The sequence below is a fragment of the Candidatus Endoriftia persephonae genome (assembly GCF_023733635.1).
Taxonomy (GTDB): Bacteria; Pseudomonadota; Gammaproteobacteria; order Chromatiales; family Chromatiaceae; genus Endoriftia; species Endoriftia persephonae.
Map to the genome: position 1 here is coordinate 116,161 of NZ_CP090569.1, position 17,526 is coordinate 133,686.

The window sequence follows — 17,526 nt, forward strand, 5'->3', positions numbered from 1 at the left end:
TAAGAAATGGCAGACCAATATAAAAAACCGAGCCTGGCATCACGTCGGCTGATTTTAGGAACAACCGTAGGCGGCGCTCTGCTGTTTTTTATCGGCGGTATCATCTTCTGGGGTGGCTTCAACACCGCGATGGAGGCGACCAATACGCTAGATTTCTGCATCGGCTGCCACGAGATGGAGGAGAACGTCTACCAAGAGTACAAACCCACTATCCACTTCTCCAACCGCACCGGCGTACGCGCCACCTGCCCCGACTGTCATGTGCCAGATCCCTGGGTGCATAAGATGGTGCGCAAGATCCAGGCGAGTAACGAGGTCTACCACAAACTCCTGGGGACGGTGGACACCCCCGAAAAGTTCGACGAGCACCGCCTGACTATGGCGAAGCGGGTCTGGAATGCGATGAAGAGCACCGACTCCCGCGAGTGTCGCAACTGTCACAATTTTGAATCCATGAACCCGGAGTTTCAGAAACCCCGGGCGAGAAAACAGCATCTGAATGCCTTTAAGACCGGTCAGACTTGTATCGACTGCCACAAGGGTATTGCCCACAAGCACGTACGTGATCTGCTCTCCGACGAGGAGTTGGAGGAGCTGGAAGCACCGAACCCCAAGTATGTGCGTGAAGTGCCGGAGATGTTCCTCGAAGGTCTGAAGCGGGTCGAGGAAAAAGAGGCGGCTCAGGCTGAAGCGGAGAAGGCCGCGGCGAAGAAGGCCCGCGAGACCAAGATGGCGGCCAAGAAAGCTGAAAAGGCGCGCATCGAAAAAGCCGTCGCCGATGCGCTGGCTGCCTTCAAGGCGCAGCAGGCGGGTGAGGCGACCGCAGCCACTACGGCGGTCGGCCCGGTTACCGGCTTCGGCATCGACTGGAGCGACGTGCCGACACGCCATATCACTGTCTTCTATCCCGGCCAGACTTCCATGGAGTGGGTGTTGACCGGTAAGGACCACGGTGGCGCCCGCCCCTTCGTCAAGGCCGGTGATCGTTGTATCACCTGTCACGACAAAGAGACCGCCGACATGGGCAAAAAGATGGTGACCGGTGTCAAGGCCGAACCCACCCCCATCCCCGGCAAGCGCGGCAGTATTCCGGTCAGTGTGCAGGCGGCCCACGACACGGAGAACCTCTACCTGCGTTTTGAATGGGAAGATACAGAGCATGTGCCGGTTCCCTTTGTCGACGGCGGCAAGATGGACCCGGACAACCCGATGAAGCTGGCGGTGATGTTTGCCACCGATGAGGTTAAATATGCTGACCGCGCTGGCTGCTGGGGAACCTGCCACCATGACGCGCGCACCATGCCCCATACCCCGGATACCGACACTGCAAACGGCAGTCCGGTTGCACAAAAGCTTGATCTCTCACAGGGGCTGACCAAGTACATCGAGGAGAGCCGAAGCAAGATCGAGGTCAAGGGGCGTCGCGGCAAGAAGCGCGGTGGCTGGGACAAACTGAAAAGCGATGATGAACTGAAAGCAGAGATGGATGCCCACAAGTTCATGGACCTGCTGCGCTACAAATCCGGCAAGGGTGAGACCGAGGATGGTCATATCATGGAGCAGCGCCTGATGAGCGGCGGTCAGGGCTTTGAGGTGGATGCGCGTCAGGAGGGCGGTAACTGGATCGTCGTGATGAAGCGCAAGCTCAAGTCCGACAAGCCCGGTGACCTGAGTCTGGCGCTGGACAAGGTCTACAATCTGGGGTTCGCTATCCATGATGACTTCACCAATGCCCGTTTTCACCACGTCTCCCTGGGTTACAAGATCGGCTTCGATAACGACAAGGTGGAGATCAATGCGGTCAAGCGTGAGGCGGCTGCCCCTGCCCCTGTGCCGGCCGCAGCAACTGGCACTTTCCAGGCAACCGATGCCGCTCTCGATGCCAATATCGATTGGTCAAAGGCATCCAGTCGGGAGGTCACCCTCTTCTATCCTGGTCAGACCTCCATGGAGTGGGTGCTGACCGGTAAGGACCACGGTGGCGCCCGCCCCTTCGTCAAGGCCGGTGATCGCTGTATCACCTGTCACGACAAAGAGACCGCCGACATGGGCAAAAAGATGGTGACCGGTGTCAAGGCCGAACCCACCCCGATCCCCGGCAAGCGTGGCAGCATTCCGGTCACTGTTGAGTCGACCCACGATGGAGAGAACCTCTATCTCCGTTTCAGCTGGGACGATTCCGAGCATGCGCCGGTACCCTTCGTGGAGGGCGGCAAGATGGACCCGGAAAACCCGATGAAGCTGGCACTGATGCTTGCCACCGACGATGTTAAGTATGCCGACCGCGCTGGTTGCTGGGGCACTTGCCATCATGACCTGCGGAGCATGCCCCACACGCCGGATGCTGAGACGGCGGGCGGTAGTCCGGTGGCTCAGCAGCTCGATCTCTCACAGGGGCTGACCAAGTACATCGAGGAGAGCCGCAGCAAGATCGAGGTCAAGGGGCGTCGTGGCAAGAAGCGCGGTGGTTGGGACAAGCTGAAGAGTGCGGATGAGTTGCAGGCGGAGATGGATGCTCATAAGTATATGGAGCTGGTCCGCTACAAGTCCGGCAAGGGTGAGACCGAGGATGGCCACATCCTGGAGCAACGTAACATGAGCGGGGGGGATGCGGCGGAGATGACTGCATCGTTGCAGGATGGTGTCTGGACCCTGGTGATGAAACGCAAGCTTCAGACCAATAAGCCAGGTGATCTGCCGCTGGCGAAGGATCAGCTCTACAACATTGGTTTTGCCATCCATGATGACTACAGCAACGCGCGTTTTCATCACGTCTCGCTGGGGTACAAGCTAGGATTCGACAGCGAGAAGGCGGAGATCAACGCCACTGCGCAGTAACACCATGACCTTGAGGTTCCTGATGATCAGACTGAAACTCTCCTGCCAGGCGCTGTTGGCGCTAAGCCTTGTTGCGATAATGACAACAGCCACGGCAGGAGGGGGGGCAGTTGCGCAGGTAGAGATCATCAAGTTCAAGTTTCTGCCCCAGGTGATCAGTATCAAGGCGGGGCAGACAGTACGCTGGGTCAACCGGGAAAAACGCCAGTATCATAGCGTTTGGTTCGAACAGCTCGGCGATCCAGAATCCGACTACCTGTTCCCCGATGACACCTACGAACGCAGTTTCGATAGCGTTGGTGAGTTTCCCTACCGCTGTGGCCCCCATCCGGAAATGACCGGTATCGTTCGTGTTGAATAGCGTGGTTTGATGGATGTCAAAGCCTTTGAGCACCGACCTGATAGTTTCTTACCCATCACCATAAATTGCTGCGTGAATAACGAAACACCGGTATGAAAAGGCATCTGCTCCCTCTGTCGACGCTGATTATCACCCTCTTAATGAGTGGTGCTGCGCTGGCCGAAATCTCATCCCAGCGACAGGCGGAGATTCTCTATCTGTTGCGGCACGACTGTGGTTCCTGCCACGGTATGCGTCTTGAGGGTGGTTTGGGTCCGGCTCTGACACCTCGGCGTCTGCAGCAGTGGCCGGTGGAGCAGTTGGCCGTGACCATTTTACATGGCCGTCCTGGTACTCCGATGCCACCTTGGCGCCCGTTTTTTACAGATAGTGAGGCGCTGTGGTTGGCAACTCAACTCAAGCAGGGAGGTCGCCGGCCGTGAAGTCCTTCCGCACCCTGCTACTATTGCTGATCCTCTTCGCCCCCAGCCTCCTGGTGGCCGAGTGCCTGACCCGAGGCACCGGTGACATGGGCATCATCATCGAACGTGCCGCCGGCAGCCTCAAGGTGGTGGATACTAGCGCCCGCAGGGAGCTGTTCCGGGTCGAGGGTCTGGGTGATCTCTCCCATGCCTCGGCGGTCTACTCCCGGGATGCACGCTACGCTTACATCTTCGGGCGTGACGGTGGGCTGACCAAGGTCGACATCCTCTGTGGTCGGATCGTCAAACGCATCGTGCAGGGCGGCAACAGCATCGGCGGTGCCATCTCCCAGGACGGTTCACTTATCGCGGTCTCCAACTATGAGCCGGGTGGGGTGAAGGTCTTCTCCTCTGACGATCTCTCTCTAGTGGCGGATATCCCCGCCACCACAGTGACAGACCGGGAGGGCAACAAGAAGGGCTCGAAGACCGTTGGTCTGGTGGATGCGCCGGATCAGCGCTTCGTGGTCAGCCTCTACGATTCCGGTGAGAGCTGGATCATCGACATGGATACCCCGGCGAATCCCTCCATCCAGCGCTTCGAGAAGATCGGCCGTCTGCCCTATGACGCCCTGATCACGCCGGACGGCCGCTACTACATCGCCGGTCTGTTTGGCCAGGACGGGCTCTCCCTGCTCGACCTTTGGCATCCCGAACAGGGGCCTCGCCTCATCCTGGAGGATTATGGCCGCGGCCAACAGAAACTGCCGGTCTACAAGATGCCTCACCTTGAGGGTTGGGCAATGGCTGGCGGCCGGGCCTTTTTGCCCGCTGTGGGCCAGCACTCAGTGCTGGTGGTGGATAGCACCGAGTGGCGAGAGCTCAAGCAGATCCCGGTTCACGGTCAACCGGTCTTCGTCATGGCACGTCCCGACGGCCGGCAGATCTGGGTCAACTTCGCCTTTCCCCACAACGACACCATACAGGTGATCGATACCGAAACCCTGGATATTGTGAAGACCCTGAAGCCCGGCAAGGGCACGCTACACATGGAGTTTTCGCCGCGCGGTGAAGAGGTCTGGATCTCGGTCCGCGACAAGGATGAGGTGCAGATCTACGACACCCGTACGCTGCAGCAAACCCACCGCCTGTCGGTGGACAAGCCCAGTGGCATCTTCTTCACCTCCCGCGCTCACCAGACAGGATTGTGACATGGCAAACCCGGCACCGACCTACCCGCAGAGTCAGCCGCGCACACTGAACCCGGCCCCGGTTGAGCTGAACGATCTCGAGAAGCGACTGCTCAACGAATATCAGAAGGGTTTGCCGCTCACTCCGACCCCCTATGCGGATATGGCGAAAACAATCGGGACCAGCGAGGCGCTGGTGTTGAAAATTCTGACCCGGCTGCAGGAGATCGGCGTGATCAGCCGGGTGGGTCCGGTGTTCAAGCCGAAGAAGATCGGCGCCAGCACTCTGGCGGCGATTGCAGTGCCAGCAGAAGAACTGGAGGCGGTGGCGGCGATAATCAGCGCCTATGCCGAGGTGAATCATAATTACGAGCGTGAGGATGACTATAACCTCTGGTTTGTGGTTACCGCATCCGATCAGGCCAGGCTGGACGCCGTGTTGGCGCAGATGGAACAGCAGACCGGCTACCCAGTGTTGAAGCTGCCGCTAATGAAACAGTTTCATATCGATCTGGGGTTCCCGCTATGGTGTTAAGCGACGCGGATCGCCGGCTGGTGGCCGAGATCCAGGGCGGGCTGCCGCTCTCCAGCCACCCTTACGCCGAGGTGGGTGAGCGCATCGGCATGCGTGAGCAGGAGGTGATTGATCGCATCGCCCACCTGCAGCGTGAAGGCGTAATCAAGCGGCTGGGCATCGTGGTGCGTCATCATGAACTTGGTTACACCGCGAATGCTATGGTTGTCTGGGATGTGCCCGATGCACGCCTCGATGAAGTGGGAGAAAAGTTGAGCAACGAGTCCTGCGTTACCCTCTGCTACCAGCGTCCACGCTGCCTGCCTGGGTGGCCCTATAACCTCTTCAGCATGATCCACGGTAAGGATCGCCAGCGGGTGCTCAACTACATCGAGAGCATCATTGAGGCCCAAGGGCTGGCGGGGATCCCTCATAAGGTCCTGTTCAGCGGCAGACGCTTCAAACAGCGTGGCGCCAGATACCAGTGATGGACGAGATCGACCGCGCCATCATCAATCAGCTGCAGGGCGGTTTTCCCCTCTGTGAGCACCCCTATCGTGAGGCAGCAGCGCAGTTTGGCATCTCGGAGGATGAGTTGATCCGGCGTCTGGAGCAGATGCTTGAGAAGAAGCAACTCTCGCGCTTTGGCCCGTTATTCAATGCCGAGCGGCTGGGCGGTGGCCTGAGCCTCTGCGCCATGAAAATCCCCCAGGAGGCGTTCGATCAGGTGACTGAGCAGGTCAATGCCTTTCCGGAGGTAGCCCACAACTATGCCCGCGACCACCAGTTCAACATGTGGTTTGTGCTAGCCACCGAGACCTCGCAGCGCATCACCAGCGTATTGGCTGAGATCGAGGCGGAGACAGGGTATCGAGTCTATAACATGCCAAAAAAAGAGGAGTTTTTTGTTGGCCTGAAGTTTGAGGTTTAACTCGATGAGTGGTATTCCCTGCGCTCATCAATCAATAATTCCCGCTGTAGCCTCAGGCGAGCCAACCCTCTACATGAGAACTCCTTCTTTGAAAACACGTAAACCCGCGCAAAAAATCTCCCTGGTTTCTGCTTACATCTGTTACCTGCTCGCCTTGGCCACCCTACTGGCGGCAGGCTATCAGGGCATGACGATCGGAACTGACAACCCCATCTTCGCCAGTCTTGGCGCAACCATCGTCTTTTTTGTCGGCGCCGGCGTGGTGCTGCATGTGATGGGGGCGGTCAACCTGCCCGATCTGCGAGTGCAAAAGGATGACGACTGAGCCTGAGCAGGTGAGCGGTCTGGACGAGTTGGATCGCAAAATCGTGCTCGCCACCCAGGCCGGCCTGCCGCTGGCGCCGCAACCCTATGAGCAGATTGCTGAACAGTTGGGCACAACGGCCGATGAGGTGATGCGGCGCATGCAGCAGATGCTGGAGAGTGGCGTGATCCGACGTATCGGCGCGGTGCCCAACCATTACACCCTGGGGTTTCGTGGCAACGGCATGACGGTATGGGACGTGCCGGACGAGAAGGTGGGGGAGTATGGCCGGCTGATCGGCGCCTTGGATTTTGTCAGCCACGCCTATCATCGGCCGCGCCATCTGCCGGAGTGGCGCTACAATCTGTTTGCGATGGCCCACGGTCGGGACCGGGATGAGGTGCTGCAGAAGGCCGCGATCATCGCCGAGCTGTTGGGTGCCGACAATCGGGCGCATGAGGTTCTTTTTAGTAGCCGGATCCTCAAAAAAACCGGCATGAGGATTGGGGTGTGAGTGGATCGGAGCTGCCAGTGAGCGTCGATCACCAAGAGCGGATCAGACAAGACTATGTTTAGAATCTCACAATTTATGCAGGAGATCTTGGCGCCCAAGCCGCTGGGACCCAAGCGCAATCCGCCGGGCCCGGTGGTGATCTGGAACCTGGTGCGACGCTGCAACCTGATGTGCAAGCATTGCTACTCGATCTCAGCGGACACCGATTTCCCTAACGAGCTGAACACCCAACAGGTGTTCGAAGTAATGGACGACCTGAAGCAGTTCCGGGTGCCGGTGTTGATCCTCTCCGGTGGTGAACCCTTGCTGCGGCCCGATATCTTCGAGATTGCCCACCGCGCCAAAGCGATGGGCTTCTACACTGCGCTCTCCACCAACGGCACCCTGATCGATGAGCGGAATGTCGACAAGATCGCTGCGGTGGGTTTCGACTACCTGGGTATCAGCATTGATGGCATCAGGGAGACCCACGACCGCTTTCGCCGCAAGGAGGGGGCCTATGAAGAGTCGATGCACGGTCTGCGTCTCTGCCGGGATGCGGGGATCAAGGTGGGGCTGCGCTTCACCATGACCCAGGACAACGCAGAGGAACTGCCGCAGCTGCTCGACCTGATGGTCGAAGAGCGCATCAACAAGTTCTATTTCTCTCACCTCAATTATGCCGGACGGGGCAATAAGAATCGTGAGGACGACGTCTTCCTCAACACCACCCGCTGGGCGATGGATCTGTTGTTCGAACGCGCCCTGGAGGATGCGACCGAGGGCCGGGGTACAGAGTTTGTCACCGGCAACAACGATGCGGACGGGGTCTATCTGTTGCGCTGGGTGGAGCGACGCTTCCCTGAGCAGGCCGAGCACATTGGTGACAAGCTGATCCAGTGGGGCGGCAATAGCTCCGGTGTCAACATCGCCAACATTGACAATCAGGGTCGGGTCCATCCCGACACGATGTGGTGGGACTACGACCTGGGCAATGTCAAACAGCGCCCCTTCTCCGAGATCTGGCAGGACACCTCAGACCCGATCATGGCCGGTCTCAAACAATCACCGCGCAAGATAGGTGGGCGTTGTGGTCAGTGCCATTATTTCAATATCTGCGGTGGCAACACTCGTGTGCGCGCCCGGCAGCTTACCGGCGATGCTTGGAGTGAGGATCCCGCCTGTTATCTCACCGATAAAGAGATCGGGATTGAAGTTAGGGTAGAGGATGATGGTCCGAGGGACCGGCTACTCGCCGGATAAATCATCTATGAAGAGAGTTCTGATTCGTGTCCTGTTGGCCGGGCTGTTGGGTATGCTGATGGTGGGTAATGCGTGGACGGCGATCGATGCCAATGTGCTCTACCAGAAACATTGTGCCGAGTGCCACGGTGCCGACCGGCTGGGTAAGGTGGGCCCCGCCCTGTTGCCGCAGAATCTGAAACGGCTGAGAAAAAAGGCTGCCTTCAATGTGATCCGGGATACCCGCCCCGCCTCGCAGATGCCTGCCTTCCGGGAGATCCTGAAGCCGAAGGAGATCGAGGCCCTGGTGGCCATGATCTACACGCCGCTGAAGGAGATTCCGCCCTGGGGTATGGAAGAGATCAAGGCCAGCCGGCTGGAATACCATCCCCCTGGCAGCTTGCCAGACAAGCCGCAGTTTGACGCGCAGATCTCCAACCTCTTCATGGTGGTGGAGCTGGGTGATCATCACGCTACCCTGCTGAATGGCGACAGCTTCGAACCGATCCATCGCCTGCCGACTCGCTTTGCCCTGCATGGTGGCCCCAAATGGGCCGAAGGGGGGCGCTATATCTATTTTGCCTCCCGTGATGGCTGGATCAGCAAGTTCGATGTCTTCAATCTGAAGTATGTGGCCGAGGTGCGGGCCGGCATCAATACCCGCAACCTGGCCGTCTCCCATGATGGTCGCTATGTTGCGGTGGCCAACTATCTGCCCCATACCCTGGTGATTCTGGATGCCCGGGACTTGTCGCCGCTCAAGGTGATCGATGTGGTAGATGAAAATGGCGCCAGTTCACGGGTCAGTGCGGTCTATACGGCAGACCCGAGAGAGAGCTTTGTCGCCGCGCTGAAAGATATACCGGAGGTCTGGGAGATCGGCTATATGGACAAGCCGCCGTCGGGCTTTTCCGGTTGGGTCCATGATTATCGCGAAGACTCCGGGGATGCCCATAAGGAGGCGCGGTTTCCGGTGCGCCGCATCAGTGTCGAAGGCTATCTCGATGACTTCTTTCTCACCCAGGAATATGACCGGGTGATCGGTACTTCGCGGGGCATGGATAAGGGAAAAGAGGGTAGCGCAGGTCAGGTAGTGGATCTTGATCTGAAGCGAGCCGTTGCTCAAGTCAGCCTGCCGGGCATGCCGCACCTGAGCTCCGCCATCACCTGGGAGTATCAGGGCCGCACGGTGCTGGCCACGCCTAATATCAAAAAGCCGGAGGTCAGCATCGTCGATATGCAGAGCTGGGAGGTGATCAAGCGTATTCCAACAAAAGGCCCTGGTTTTTTCATGCGCAGCCATGAGAAGAGCCGCTACGCTTGGGTCGATGTCTTCTTCGGTCCCAACAAAGACCTGATGCATGTGATCGACAAACAGACCCTGGAGATCGTCAAGACTCTGAAGCCGGCTCCTGGCAAGACCTCTGCCCATGTGGAGTTCACCCAGGACGGGAAATACGCTCTGGTCAGTATCTGGGATATGGATGGGGCACTGGTGATCTACGACGCCAATACCCTGGAAGAGGTCAAGCGGTTACCGATGAAGAAGCCATCCGGAAAGTACAATGTGCATAACAAACTGACCCGCTCGCGAGGCACCAGCCACTGAGACCGGCGTGACAGGCCGTGGGGCGTCAATGCGTCGCTATTCTCTGGGGGAGGGATTCTCATTGGTCCGGCGAAACAGGCCGAGAGTCTTGTCCGCTTCGCTCAGCATCCCGATGCCGTCGTCGCTGACCTGCAGCGTGAACAGATGTTTTTCCGACTCATCATCGGCAGAGATGCAATCCATGCTGATGCTGTTTGCCGTGATGCCCCCCCAGAAACAGCGCAACAGATGCGTCTCTCTATCGGCAACAAACAGTTCAGCACGTCCTTCAAACGTCACTGCAATTTTGGAATAAAGTGTGTCTGACTCATCCATTGGCACCCAAATACCGGCGCCAGGGTGGGCACTGCAGGCAACCAGCAGGGCACTCGAAAGGAGGATGAGAAGGTGTGATTTGTTCTTTATAATCAAAGGAGTGGTTCCACTGCTGTCAGAAGGAGAAAGGCCATCGTTTTTCTCGGACGACATTATAAGCCAGAACTGATCAGTCTGGGCAGGACATTTGCTTTTATCAGTGTCGATGGCATTGCGCTGGCCATCATGAGGGTCGTCTGTGTCATCCTGCTGATCCTATTGCTCAACTCGGATTGGACGCCAATAATGCAAGGCTTGGCTCTGTTGGGCCTGGTTGCAGGCTTTATGCTTTATCTCTTGGTGTCCTATAAGATTTTTCGTCTGTTTGGCACCATGTTTAAGGAACAACAAAAGTGAGGCACCGTTTTGTCTGAGGTGAACTGTCTCTACTGCGGCAAAAAGATCGCTGAGGATCTAGCTGAGTGTCCTCATTGTGGCGGTGTCTCCCATTATCAGAAGCGGGGCTATCGGGCCGGAGCGCGTGCCCGGTTTGTGCTGTTTTTTATCGCCGTCACAGTTTTTTGCCTGTTTTTTATCTTCTGGCTGCCCCGTTAAATTCTTCAGGTTATTGCCCCATGCGAATGCTTACTCTGGCTGCACTTTTTCTTTTCATCGCTCAGCATGCCATTGCGGCAGAGTCGCTCTACCGGCTTCAGCAGGTGGAGGATGGCGATACCCTGGTTGTGGAAATCGCTGGAGGCGCTGAACGCATACAGTTGGCCGGGATCGATGCGCCGGAGGATACCTCTAACCCCAAGTTGCAGCGTGATGTTCAGCGCACCGGCCTGAGTGAGGATGTTCTATTGTCGATAGGCGCGGCGTCCACTACGTATCTCAGGCGCCTTGTGACTCCTGGTCAACAGGTGATGTTGAGTGGCGACCTGAATCGTCGTGATAAATATGGGCGTATTTCGCTGGTGGTGCTGGACGATCAGGGCAACAGCCTGAATGAGAAGATGGTGACTGATGGCTATGCGGTAGTGCTCAATCGTTATCCGCTGGACAGTGTGTTTCGGGAGCGGTTGAAGAAGATGGAGGGAGAGGCGTTTGCTCAGAAACGTGGCTTGTGGGGAGAGTATCGCGAGATTGCAGTGCGTTGGGGGAGGCGGAGCGAATAGCTGTTGACTGATTGTCCATTGCTCAAAGAATCTCTTCGATCGGGTAGACATATACCAGGTAGAGATAGAAGAACGCCAAGGAGATGACCAGGATGATGACCCCCAGTACCGGTGAGCTTACCTTGACGCCGCTGGCGGATGCCTCGAAGGTGGTTTCTGTGGAAGAGCGGTCTTTGTCTGTCCTCAATCCCTTGATGAACTGGAGCCAGGAAAAATAGATGCCGGCACTCACCAGCAGAACGACGATGACGAAGATGATCTTTGATGACAACAATTGCCATCTGAAAACTGACCTGCGGTGTTCATATCCGACAGTGCGATAGTCGTAATAAGCTTTGAGTGCCTGCTGCATTGATTGCGCTGTCGCGGGTGCCAGCACCTCTGTTGGTAACATTGTGGGTGCAAACTGATTTGCGTGCTCGGCCTCCAGTGTCTGTGTCATCTGATCGATAAGTCCCAAGTCTTCGGTGGGTGATGTTTCCTCACTTGATACGAGAATGGGGGCAGGTAAGAGACAGAGAAGGATAATGCCGATGCAGAGCATCCTGGCCCTTGATGTTGGTTTGAGAGCGCTCATTTCACCCTCGTCAGGAAGTCGATGCTGCGAATGCGCCATTCCATCCTGGGATAAAATGGCTTGTTTATTTCCGTCTGCTGGTAGGCGTTGAACTCCACTTCGGTGAGTAGGTTTTGGATGATCTGCAGTAGTGCGTCGCTGGCTTTTTTGCCCCAGTCACTCAAATCAGATGGTAATGCCGGCAATTCATCCATCGGTACCTGAATGGCTTTTGAGGTCATATGCGTTCCGTCTGGAAGGATGGTTGTGATCTGTCCGTTGGGAGCGCGACGTTGCCTGATGCCGTCTGGCAGAAGGATTTCCATGGTGCCATCCGGCAACACGGTTCGTTTGGTTGGGCCTCCCATTGTGCCCTGAGAACCGTTATGTGCGCGTAAGGGCGGCCCCTTATTGACCATTTTCAGATCCTTCCCTGCAAAGGTCTGGCGGCCGATTTTTTTGATAACTTTTATGTTTAGGCAGCTCAAATTATTCTTTTTATTAGTTTCCCTGACCCTGCCTGCAGGATCTACTCTTGCGCATATCTTATAATTACCGGGTGGCGTGTCGGTCGATGTGCTGACTTCTGTCTGATAAACATGTCTATTGCTCTCGGCTAGATCGACTGTCCTGTCGATGCGCCCTCCCTTCAGCAGTACGCCATCGAAGTAGGATTGCGAGTAGCGGGCAAAGCCTTGAGGTATCTTTCCTCGGGTCAGAAACAGGTCAACCATATAGCCTGTGGGATATGAACGCGAGCCTCGGGCTGTTGCCTTGCCTCGGTTAGCGACGCTAACCTTTACCTCGAAAATCGAGCCTGCCTGGGTCTCCTTAGGAGCCTTCACTCGCAGGGTGAGATCGGGTAAAGCCGCATTTGCTGTGGCCGATAGGGTCGCACAGAAAATGGTAAAAAAAAGTGGAATGATCGCTTTTAACTGCCATCTGCAGGCGGAGTATAGGCTCAGGGTGGAAGGCATATAAGCTCTCTCTTTATCCATGAAGCTCCTTCCTGAAACCTAGCAAAGGGTTGGGGTGTGTCAAGGTGGGGGGCAAGGATAGAGGGTTTTGGTGGGCTCCCGGAAAGGTCTGGTAAGCCGGCGGGCAGCAAAGAGAGTTGCTGGTTCCCTTTTGCAATAGTGTTAATCCATGAACAGAAAAAATGGGGCACAGGCAAAATGGTAGAAGCGATAGTGAAACCTACCTGAATATTATTATTGGATTTGATGTGAGGCGCGGTTTCTAGTCAGAGCCCTCTCAAACAAGGGAAGACCCAGCGCTTGATCGTGCGCTGGGTCTTCTGATTTTACTTTCCAGAAGTTTGTTAATCGGCTTCTTTTATCACACCTGGTTCATCTGCCTTCAGATAGGCTAACTCCTCATCAGACAGTTCCACATCATCGTAGCCGGTGATCATCGGTTTTACGTGGTCAATGAACGAGTGGCCTGTTGTGAGCAGATAGACGTGAGCGATGACGAACACCAGGACAGCGATCGCTGCGATGGTATGGATCAGGGCAATGAGTCCAAGTCCTATCCAGCCAAAAATATCCTCCTGCCCAAAACTGATCAGCAGGTAGGCGATGCCGGATATCCAGATCGCAGGAAAGATCATGATCTTGAGCAGGAGATAGGTTAGCGCCTGCAGGGGGTTGTGCTTGCGCCGGTAGGTCTTCCGGTATGGATGGTGCTCGCCTTTGAAGATGCCGAAGGCGTAGAAACGGGCAACCTTGATGAAATTTTCCCCGGTCGGGATATAGTGGCGCCACTGCCCTGTTGTGAAGAGCCAGAAGATGGCGAATGCCCAGATCAGCAGCAACACAATTGCGGTCCAGGTATGAACAGTGACTGCATCACCAAAGTTGATCAGACTGTGGACGCCGTGTACTGCAAATCCGCTGAACAGCAGGGTGAAGATAAGTGCCATCTGACTCCAGTGCCAGATACGTTCAAACCGCTTGAAGACTAGAATCTTATGCATTGTCATCAGACTTTCCTCCTGCGGTTGGCGATCATGCGCAGCGCGCCGTGTCCGAGTACACCAGCCAGGGTGCCGAGGACAGCCAACAAACCGATAAGATCGAGCAGTTTATTCCTGCCCGTACCCGGCATGTAGAAACCCTTGAGGTGATTGAGTCTGCCATCATCTGCATGGCAACTGGAACAATCCAGGGCGTCATTTTTTGGCGCCACCATGTGGTTGATGGGCCAGTAGGAGTAGGTTTCGACAAACCCCCATTCGCCACTGTAGGGGATGCCGTTTTTCTTCATTCCTGCCTCGATGGCCTTGCCGAAATCGTAGTTGCCCCAGAGTGCGTCTTCATCATTATCCCATAGATGCATATAGACCAGCGTGTTATTGCCCTTGTCGTAGGGTTGTGTGGTGTGCATGCGTTTGAACGGGTAGATGCGTGAACCGGGATCATCATAGGATCCGGAAAAGCTGTTGATCTCAATCGGGCCTTTTGATGGATCGAATTGAGTGTCAATCGTGGTGTAGTTCATGGTTCCATCAAACCAGGCGTACATGGGCTCAAGGTCTTCGGCATAGGTGAAGTTACCCTTGATCGATTTGTAGGTGGCGCGGTGATGGCCATTACCCTGGGTATACTCCTTCAGCTTGAAACCCTCACCATCTTTCAGCTTGCCCATGGTGCGCCAGTCCCAATCGACCTCAGTGGCAACACCGCCCCTGGCGACGGCCGGAATGTGGCAGGTTTCACAGGCCACGTGCTGAGTATGGCTGTTGAGCTTGATCCCCTTGACTGAGGTGATGGGGTGAGGCGAATCGCTGTGACAGCTTTCGCATGAGGCGACTTCGCGGGGCATGCCGGGCTTGCCGGTGCCTGTCTCGTCGTTGACCAGCATCTCGTAACGACTGCCGGCCCACTCATGACCTTCGCCCACGTGGCAGGTGACACAGGTGAAGCCTTCGCCGGCTTCACTCATGTGAACATCGACTGCTTTGGGCGGATCGAACAGTACAGATGAGAGATCGCCATGTTTCACATTGTCGCCACCGCCACCGTAGAAGTGGCACTTGCCGCAATTGCTGCGACTCGGCATATCAACGCTTTGGGCAATCTTGGTCCAGTCGATGGCTGGCTTGCCCTCGAACATGATGGAGCAGGCCTTGTTGCCTTTTGACGTGGGTGTCTTGTAGTAGGTACCTGTGGATTCGTGACAGACCAGGCAGTCGATGTTGTCCTGGTTTGTAAAATCGAAATCTGAGCTGTCCATGCCATAACCGGCATGGCACTGGGCGCACATGCCTTCATTGCCCCTGGCATTGGTACAGAAGTTATTGATTAACACGCTCTTGCCAAGGTGTTGTCCCGTCTTCGGGTGCTTGTAGTCCCAGGTCCAGTGCTTGTTCTTCATGAACTGATGCCCCGCCGTGTTGTGACACTCGAGGCAGACTTTTGTCACTTCAGGGCCGCTGGAAAACGGGCCTTGAAGTTCCTTCAGCTTTGAATGGTCTGTGGTTGACTTGCGCTCTCTTTTAGGCCTGACAATCGCGTGGTTTTCATCCGTTTTTTTGTATTCAGAGATGCCCATCTCGATTTTGGAATCCGAAGTGGCCAGGGCTGTTGTCGCCCAGGAAAAGGCCAGAATCAGGATCGAGAGGGTTAAAGAGAGGAAGTTAAAAATATAAACCCGGCGCGTGAAGGCCGGGGGATTTTTGTTGCTCATCTTGACGATGTCCCCTGTAAACACCGATCAGCGGCGCTGACAATGACAGATCTGTGCAGATCTATGCGGAGTGTAAATTACCTTCATCACACTAACGCCGGAGTCTACCCGGCGATTAATAAAACCGTTTTGATAATTGTCAATGGGGGTGTCGGAAAAAGGGGGCAGCTAGATCTTGTTAAGGTGCAATTGCACCTTTGAGATCATATAGGGTGCGGTGCACGCTGTGACAACGGGCACAGCCTTGGACGGCCAGTGTTCCCAGGTGACGCCCTGTTTTCTTTTGTTCTCCCGCTTTGATCGCCTGTTCAAGTGCCGCCAGGGATTTCTCTGTTTCAGTGCCGAGTATTCGGGATTTGGGGGCATTGTCCTTATGGCAGGATTCACAACTCTGCCCAAGGTCATCGAGCCGTTGGCGAAGATTATCCAGGCTCTCGAGCGCAGTCTGCATTCTCTCATCCTCACTGGCAATCTTGATCCGGTTGACCAGCAGGGTGAGACGCTCCATGACTCTTCGATACGGCTCTTCTTCGAGTGTTTCAGAGTCTTCCACATGGATCTGGCTGAAGTCCGGTGTGCGATAAATCGCAGCAGTCACCGCTCGGTAGTCGCGGTGGCAGGAACGACAGTTCAGCCCCAGTTTACGCAGTGACCGGGCGGCCTCTTCATAGTTTCCTTGCTGCGCGGACTGTTGCAGTTGGCTGATCAGATCCGCTTCCAGCTCCTCCTGCCACTCCGGCACCATCTCTCCGATTTTTCGGTAGTGCTGTGCCAGCCGTTCCGACCACTTGGCGACGCCAGCCGCATCTTCCAGCGCCAGATAGTCGGAGACAGCCAGCATCTCCCTACGCAGCTTGAACATGTTGTGCAGCCAGACCTGGCGTTTGTTGTCGGGCCGGTACCAGGCTGCGAGGGAAGTAGGGGGCAGCCTGATGGTTTTTTCCGATACGGTCTCAGCCTGGGCAGGGCTGCTCAAGAGAAGGATCATCGTGCTCAGCAGTAGGGACAAAGCGGTGCGGGTAATCAAGGTTTAGCTCCAGGGTGAAGTGACTGGAAAGACTCGGTGGGCCGTGAGCATGTTGCCCTGCTATAGCTTCTGTTGCAATTTTAGGGTGGCGTAAACGGTGCCATCCAAAGCGGGGGGATATCCGATGTCGATTAGCAGACAGGGTTCCTGTCTTTCTCTGCATGGAGTGTGTGCTGGTGGTGCTTGTGTCTCTGGTCGCTCCGATGGTATTGCCAGCAGCAGAGGGGGGGCGATAAATTCATCCAGTGTCACGCATCAAATGTGGCGCAAGATCAGGCTAGGGGATCATGGGGCGGTTGAGGCGTTGGTTCTGCGGGGCAACATTCTTCTCAGCTAATGATTAATCGTGGCACCCCCAATGTATTTGGCAATGGCCCTACCTGCATTGTCTGCCACAGCTCCAATGATCCATCTAAAAGTTATCGGGGATTGGACCTCTCTAGCTGCGAAGGAATTCTCCGTGGAGCGGTAGAGGAGTCACGTCGGGCCGTCATCGTGCCGGGCAAGCCGGGCATTTCAAGCGTCATCCCGTATGATGGGGAGAGCAGTCGGCTCTATCAGCATTTGACCGAAAACCGCATGCCGCCTGGGGTCAGCCCCAGCGAAGATAGCGACCATGCCAATACCAGCCTGCTGATGCGCTGGATTGAGCCGGGGTCTGGTGTAAATAGTGGAAATCGCCGGACGGCACGCCTTGTCGGTCGGTCTCCTCATGCACCTTCCTTTGCTCTCTTCTGCCATCTATAGAGAGCCTCTGATAAAGCCATTAACTCGTATCTTGTGTCTAGAATATCCAGCTTCTGCTTCGCAATAGCCAGCTATCCCCTACAGGGGTGTAGGGGGGGCGTGAGCAAGGAGCGGTAGCTTTACGTGCGATTTGCGCCTTGAAGCTAAATAT

General features: G+C 56.0%; 18 protein-coding genes. 12 read left to right on the plus strand and 6 right to left on the minus strand.

The annotated features are described in order from the left end of the window. Nucleotides 1–6 precede the first annotated feature (6 nt). The 11 genes from L0Y14_RS00530 (at nucleotide 7) to L0Y14_RS00580 (ending at nucleotide 9,883) form a co-directional block, all read left to right on the plus strand. Complete coding sequence (locus L0Y14_RS00530) at nucleotides 7–2,838, plus strand: NapC/NirT family cytochrome c (protein ID WP_006475732.1); 2,832 nt, start codon at nucleotides 7–9, stop codon at nucleotides 2,836–2,838. Between the two features lie 22 nt (nucleotides 2,839–2,860). Continuing rightward, nucleotides 2,861–3,199, plus strand: a complete 339-nt coding sequence (locus tag L0Y14_RS00535) for a plastocyanin/azurin family copper-binding protein (protein ID WP_006475731.1) — start codon at nucleotides 2,861–2,863, stop codon at nucleotides 3,197–3,199. A gap of 92 nt (nucleotides 3,200–3,291) precedes the next feature. After that, nucleotides 3,292–3,621, plus strand: a complete 330-nt coding sequence (locus tag L0Y14_RS00540) for a c-type cytochrome (protein WP_005964492.1) — start codon at nucleotides 3,292–3,294, stop codon at nucleotides 3,619–3,621. Continuing rightward, the gene (locus L0Y14_RS00545; RefSeq protein WP_005964494.1) at nucleotides 3,618–4,811 is read left to right on the plus strand and encodes a cytochrome D1 domain-containing protein; all 1,194 of its coding nucleotides are present in this window, start codon (nucleotides 3,618–3,620) and stop codon (nucleotides 4,809–4,811) included. Before L0Y14_RS00540 ends, L0Y14_RS00545 begins: the two co-directional genes overlap by 4 nt. A gap of 1 nt (nucleotide 4,812) precedes the next feature. Next, entirely contained in the window at nucleotides 4,813–5,325 is a 513-nt protein-coding gene (locus L0Y14_RS00550; protein ID WP_006475730.1) for an Lrp/AsnC family transcriptional regulator, read from the plus strand. Further along, nucleotides 5,316–5,792: a siroheme decarboxylase subunit beta gene (gene ahbB, locus L0Y14_RS00555; RefSeq protein WP_005964498.1), complete on the plus strand. Its 477-nt coding sequence runs from the start codon at nucleotides 5,316–5,318 to the stop codon at nucleotides 5,790–5,792. Before L0Y14_RS00550 ends, ahbB (L0Y14_RS00555) begins: the two co-directional genes overlap by 10 nt. Beyond that, a complete protein-coding gene (locus L0Y14_RS00560) occupies nucleotides 5,792–6,235 on the plus strand; it encodes an Lrp/AsnC family transcriptional regulator (RefSeq protein WP_006475729.1) in 444 nt (147 codons plus the stop codon). The genes ahbB (L0Y14_RS00555) and L0Y14_RS00560 overlap by 1 nt, the downstream gene beginning before the upstream one ends. An 88-nt stretch (nucleotides 6,236–6,323) precedes the next feature. Next, complete coding sequence (locus L0Y14_RS00565) at nucleotides 6,324–6,560, plus strand: hypothetical protein (RefSeq protein WP_006475728.1); 237 nt, start codon at nucleotides 6,324–6,326, stop codon at nucleotides 6,558–6,560. Further along, complete coding sequence (gene ahbB / locus L0Y14_RS00570; RefSeq protein ID WP_005964508.1) at nucleotides 6,550–7,053, plus strand: siroheme decarboxylase subunit beta; 504 nt, start codon at nucleotides 6,550–6,552, stop codon at nucleotides 7,051–7,053. The genes L0Y14_RS00565 and ahbB (L0Y14_RS00570) overlap by 11 nt, the downstream gene beginning before the upstream one ends. A 75-nt stretch (nucleotides 7,054–7,128) precedes the next feature. Next, on the plus strand, nucleotides 7,129–8,295 hold the full coding sequence (gene nirJ / locus L0Y14_RS00575; RefSeq protein WP_006475727.1) for a heme d1 biosynthesis radical SAM protein NirJ: 1,167 nt from the start codon (nucleotides 7,129–7,131) through the stop codon (nucleotides 8,293–8,295). A 7-nt stretch (nucleotides 8,296–8,302) separates the two neighbouring features. Then, a complete protein-coding gene (locus L0Y14_RS00580; protein ID WP_006475726.1) occupies nucleotides 8,303–9,883 on the plus strand; it encodes a nitrite reductase in 1,581 nt (526 codons plus the stop codon). A gap of 36 nt (nucleotides 9,884–9,919) precedes the next feature. On the opposite strand, the gene L0Y14_RS00585 is transcribed toward L0Y14_RS00580, so the two are convergent. Further along, complete coding sequence (locus L0Y14_RS00585; protein ID WP_005964519.1) at nucleotides 9,920–10,351, minus strand: hypothetical protein; 432 nt, start codon at nucleotides 10,349–10,351, stop codon at nucleotides 9,920–9,922. A 461-nt stretch (nucleotides 10,352–10,812) separates the two neighbouring features. Between L0Y14_RS00585 and L0Y14_RS00590 the strand changes: the two genes are divergently transcribed. Next, complete coding sequence (locus L0Y14_RS00590) at nucleotides 10,813–11,355, plus strand: thermonuclease family protein (protein ID WP_006475724.1); 543 nt, start codon at nucleotides 10,813–10,815, stop codon at nucleotides 11,353–11,355. Nucleotides 11,356–11,377: 22 nt separating this feature from the next. Here L0Y14_RS00590 and L0Y14_RS00595 read toward each other — a convergent pair whose 3' ends face one another. From L0Y14_RS00595 to L0Y14_RS00615, 5 genes are all read right to left on the minus strand, one after another. Continuing rightward, nucleotides 11,378–11,932: a hypothetical protein gene (locus L0Y14_RS00595; RefSeq protein WP_138921936.1), complete on the minus strand. Its 555-nt coding sequence runs from the start codon at nucleotides 11,930–11,932 to the stop codon at nucleotides 11,378–11,380. Beyond that, on the minus strand, nucleotides 11,929–12,909 hold the full coding sequence (locus L0Y14_RS00600; RefSeq protein WP_005964527.1) for a T-complex 10 C-terminal domain-containing protein: 981 nt from the start codon (nucleotides 12,907–12,909) through the stop codon (nucleotides 11,929–11,931). Before L0Y14_RS00600 ends, L0Y14_RS00595 begins: the two co-directional genes overlap by 4 nt. Before the next feature lie 323 nt (nucleotides 12,910–13,232). Next, the gene (locus tag L0Y14_RS00605; RefSeq protein ID WP_005964529.1) at nucleotides 13,233–13,895 is read right to left on the minus strand and encodes a cytochrome b/b6 domain-containing protein; all 663 of its coding nucleotides are present in this window, start codon (nucleotides 13,893–13,895) and stop codon (nucleotides 13,233–13,235) included. Further along, entirely contained in the window at nucleotides 13,895–15,601 is a 1,707-nt protein-coding gene (locus L0Y14_RS00610) for a tetrathionate reductase family octaheme c-type cytochrome (protein WP_006475721.1), read from the minus strand. The genes L0Y14_RS00605 and L0Y14_RS00610 overlap by 1 nt, the downstream gene beginning before the upstream one ends. Before the next feature lie 178 nt (nucleotides 15,602–15,779). Continuing rightward, entirely contained in the window at nucleotides 15,780–16,589 is an 810-nt protein-coding gene (locus L0Y14_RS00615) for a cytochrome c (protein ID WP_138921934.1), read from the minus strand. Nucleotides 16,590–17,526: the final 937 nt, after the last annotated feature.

Coding starts and splice junctions, on each gene's coding strand:
- L0Y14_RS00530 (WP_006475732.1), top strand. CDS start 7: ATGGCAGACCAATATAAAAAACCGAGCCTGGCATCACGTCGGCTGATT.
- L0Y14_RS00535 (WP_006475731.1), top strand. CDS start 2,861: ATGATCAGACTGAAACTCTCCTGCCAGGCGCTGTTGGCGCTAAGCCTT.
- L0Y14_RS00540 (WP_005964492.1), top strand. CDS start 3,292: ATGAAAAGGCATCTGCTCCCTCTGTCGACGCTGATTATCACCCTCTTA.
- L0Y14_RS00550 (WP_006475730.1), top strand. CDS start 4,813: ATGGCAAACCCGGCACCGACCTACCCGCAGAGTCAGCCGCGCACACTG.
- ahbB (WP_005964498.1), top strand. CDS start 5,316: ATGGTGTTAAGCGACGCGGATCGCCGGCTGGTGGCCGAGATCCAGGGC.
- L0Y14_RS00560 (WP_006475729.1), top strand. CDS start 5,792: ATGGACGAGATCGACCGCGCCATCATCAATCAGCTGCAGGGCGGTTTT.
- ahbB (WP_005964508.1), top strand. CDS start 6,550: ATGACGACTGAGCCTGAGCAGGTGAGCGGTCTGGACGAGTTGGATCGC.
- nirJ (WP_006475727.1), top strand. CDS start 7,129: ATGCAGGAGATCTTGGCGCCCAAGCCGCTGGGACCCAAGCGCAATCCG.
- L0Y14_RS00580 (WP_006475726.1), top strand. CDS start 8,303: ATGAAGAGAGTTCTGATTCGTGTCCTGTTGGCCGGGCTGTTGGGTATG.
- L0Y14_RS00585 (WP_005964519.1), bottom strand. CDS start 10,351: ATGTCGTCCGAGAAAAACGATGGCCTTTCTCCTTCTGACAGCAGTGGA.
- L0Y14_RS00590 (WP_006475724.1), top strand. CDS start 10,813: ATGCGAATGCTTACTCTGGCTGCACTTTTTCTTTTCATCGCTCAGCAT.
- L0Y14_RS00595 (WP_138921936.1), bottom strand. CDS start 11,932: ATGAGCGCTCTCAAACCAACATCAAGGGCCAGGATGCTCTGCATCGGC.
- L0Y14_RS00600 (WP_005964527.1), bottom strand. CDS start 12,909: ATGGATAAAGAGAGAGCTTATATGCCTTCCACCCTGAGCCTATACTCC.
- L0Y14_RS00605 (WP_005964529.1), bottom strand. CDS start 13,895: ATGACAATGCATAAGATTCTAGTCTTCAAGCGGTTTGAACGTATCTGG.
- L0Y14_RS00610 (WP_006475721.1), bottom strand. CDS start 15,601: ATGAGCAACAAAAATCCCCCGGCCTTCACGCGCCGGGTTTATATTTTT.
- L0Y14_RS00615 (WP_138921934.1), bottom strand. CDS start 16,589: ATGATCCTTCTCTTGAGCAGCCCTGCCCAGGCTGAGACCGTATCGGAA.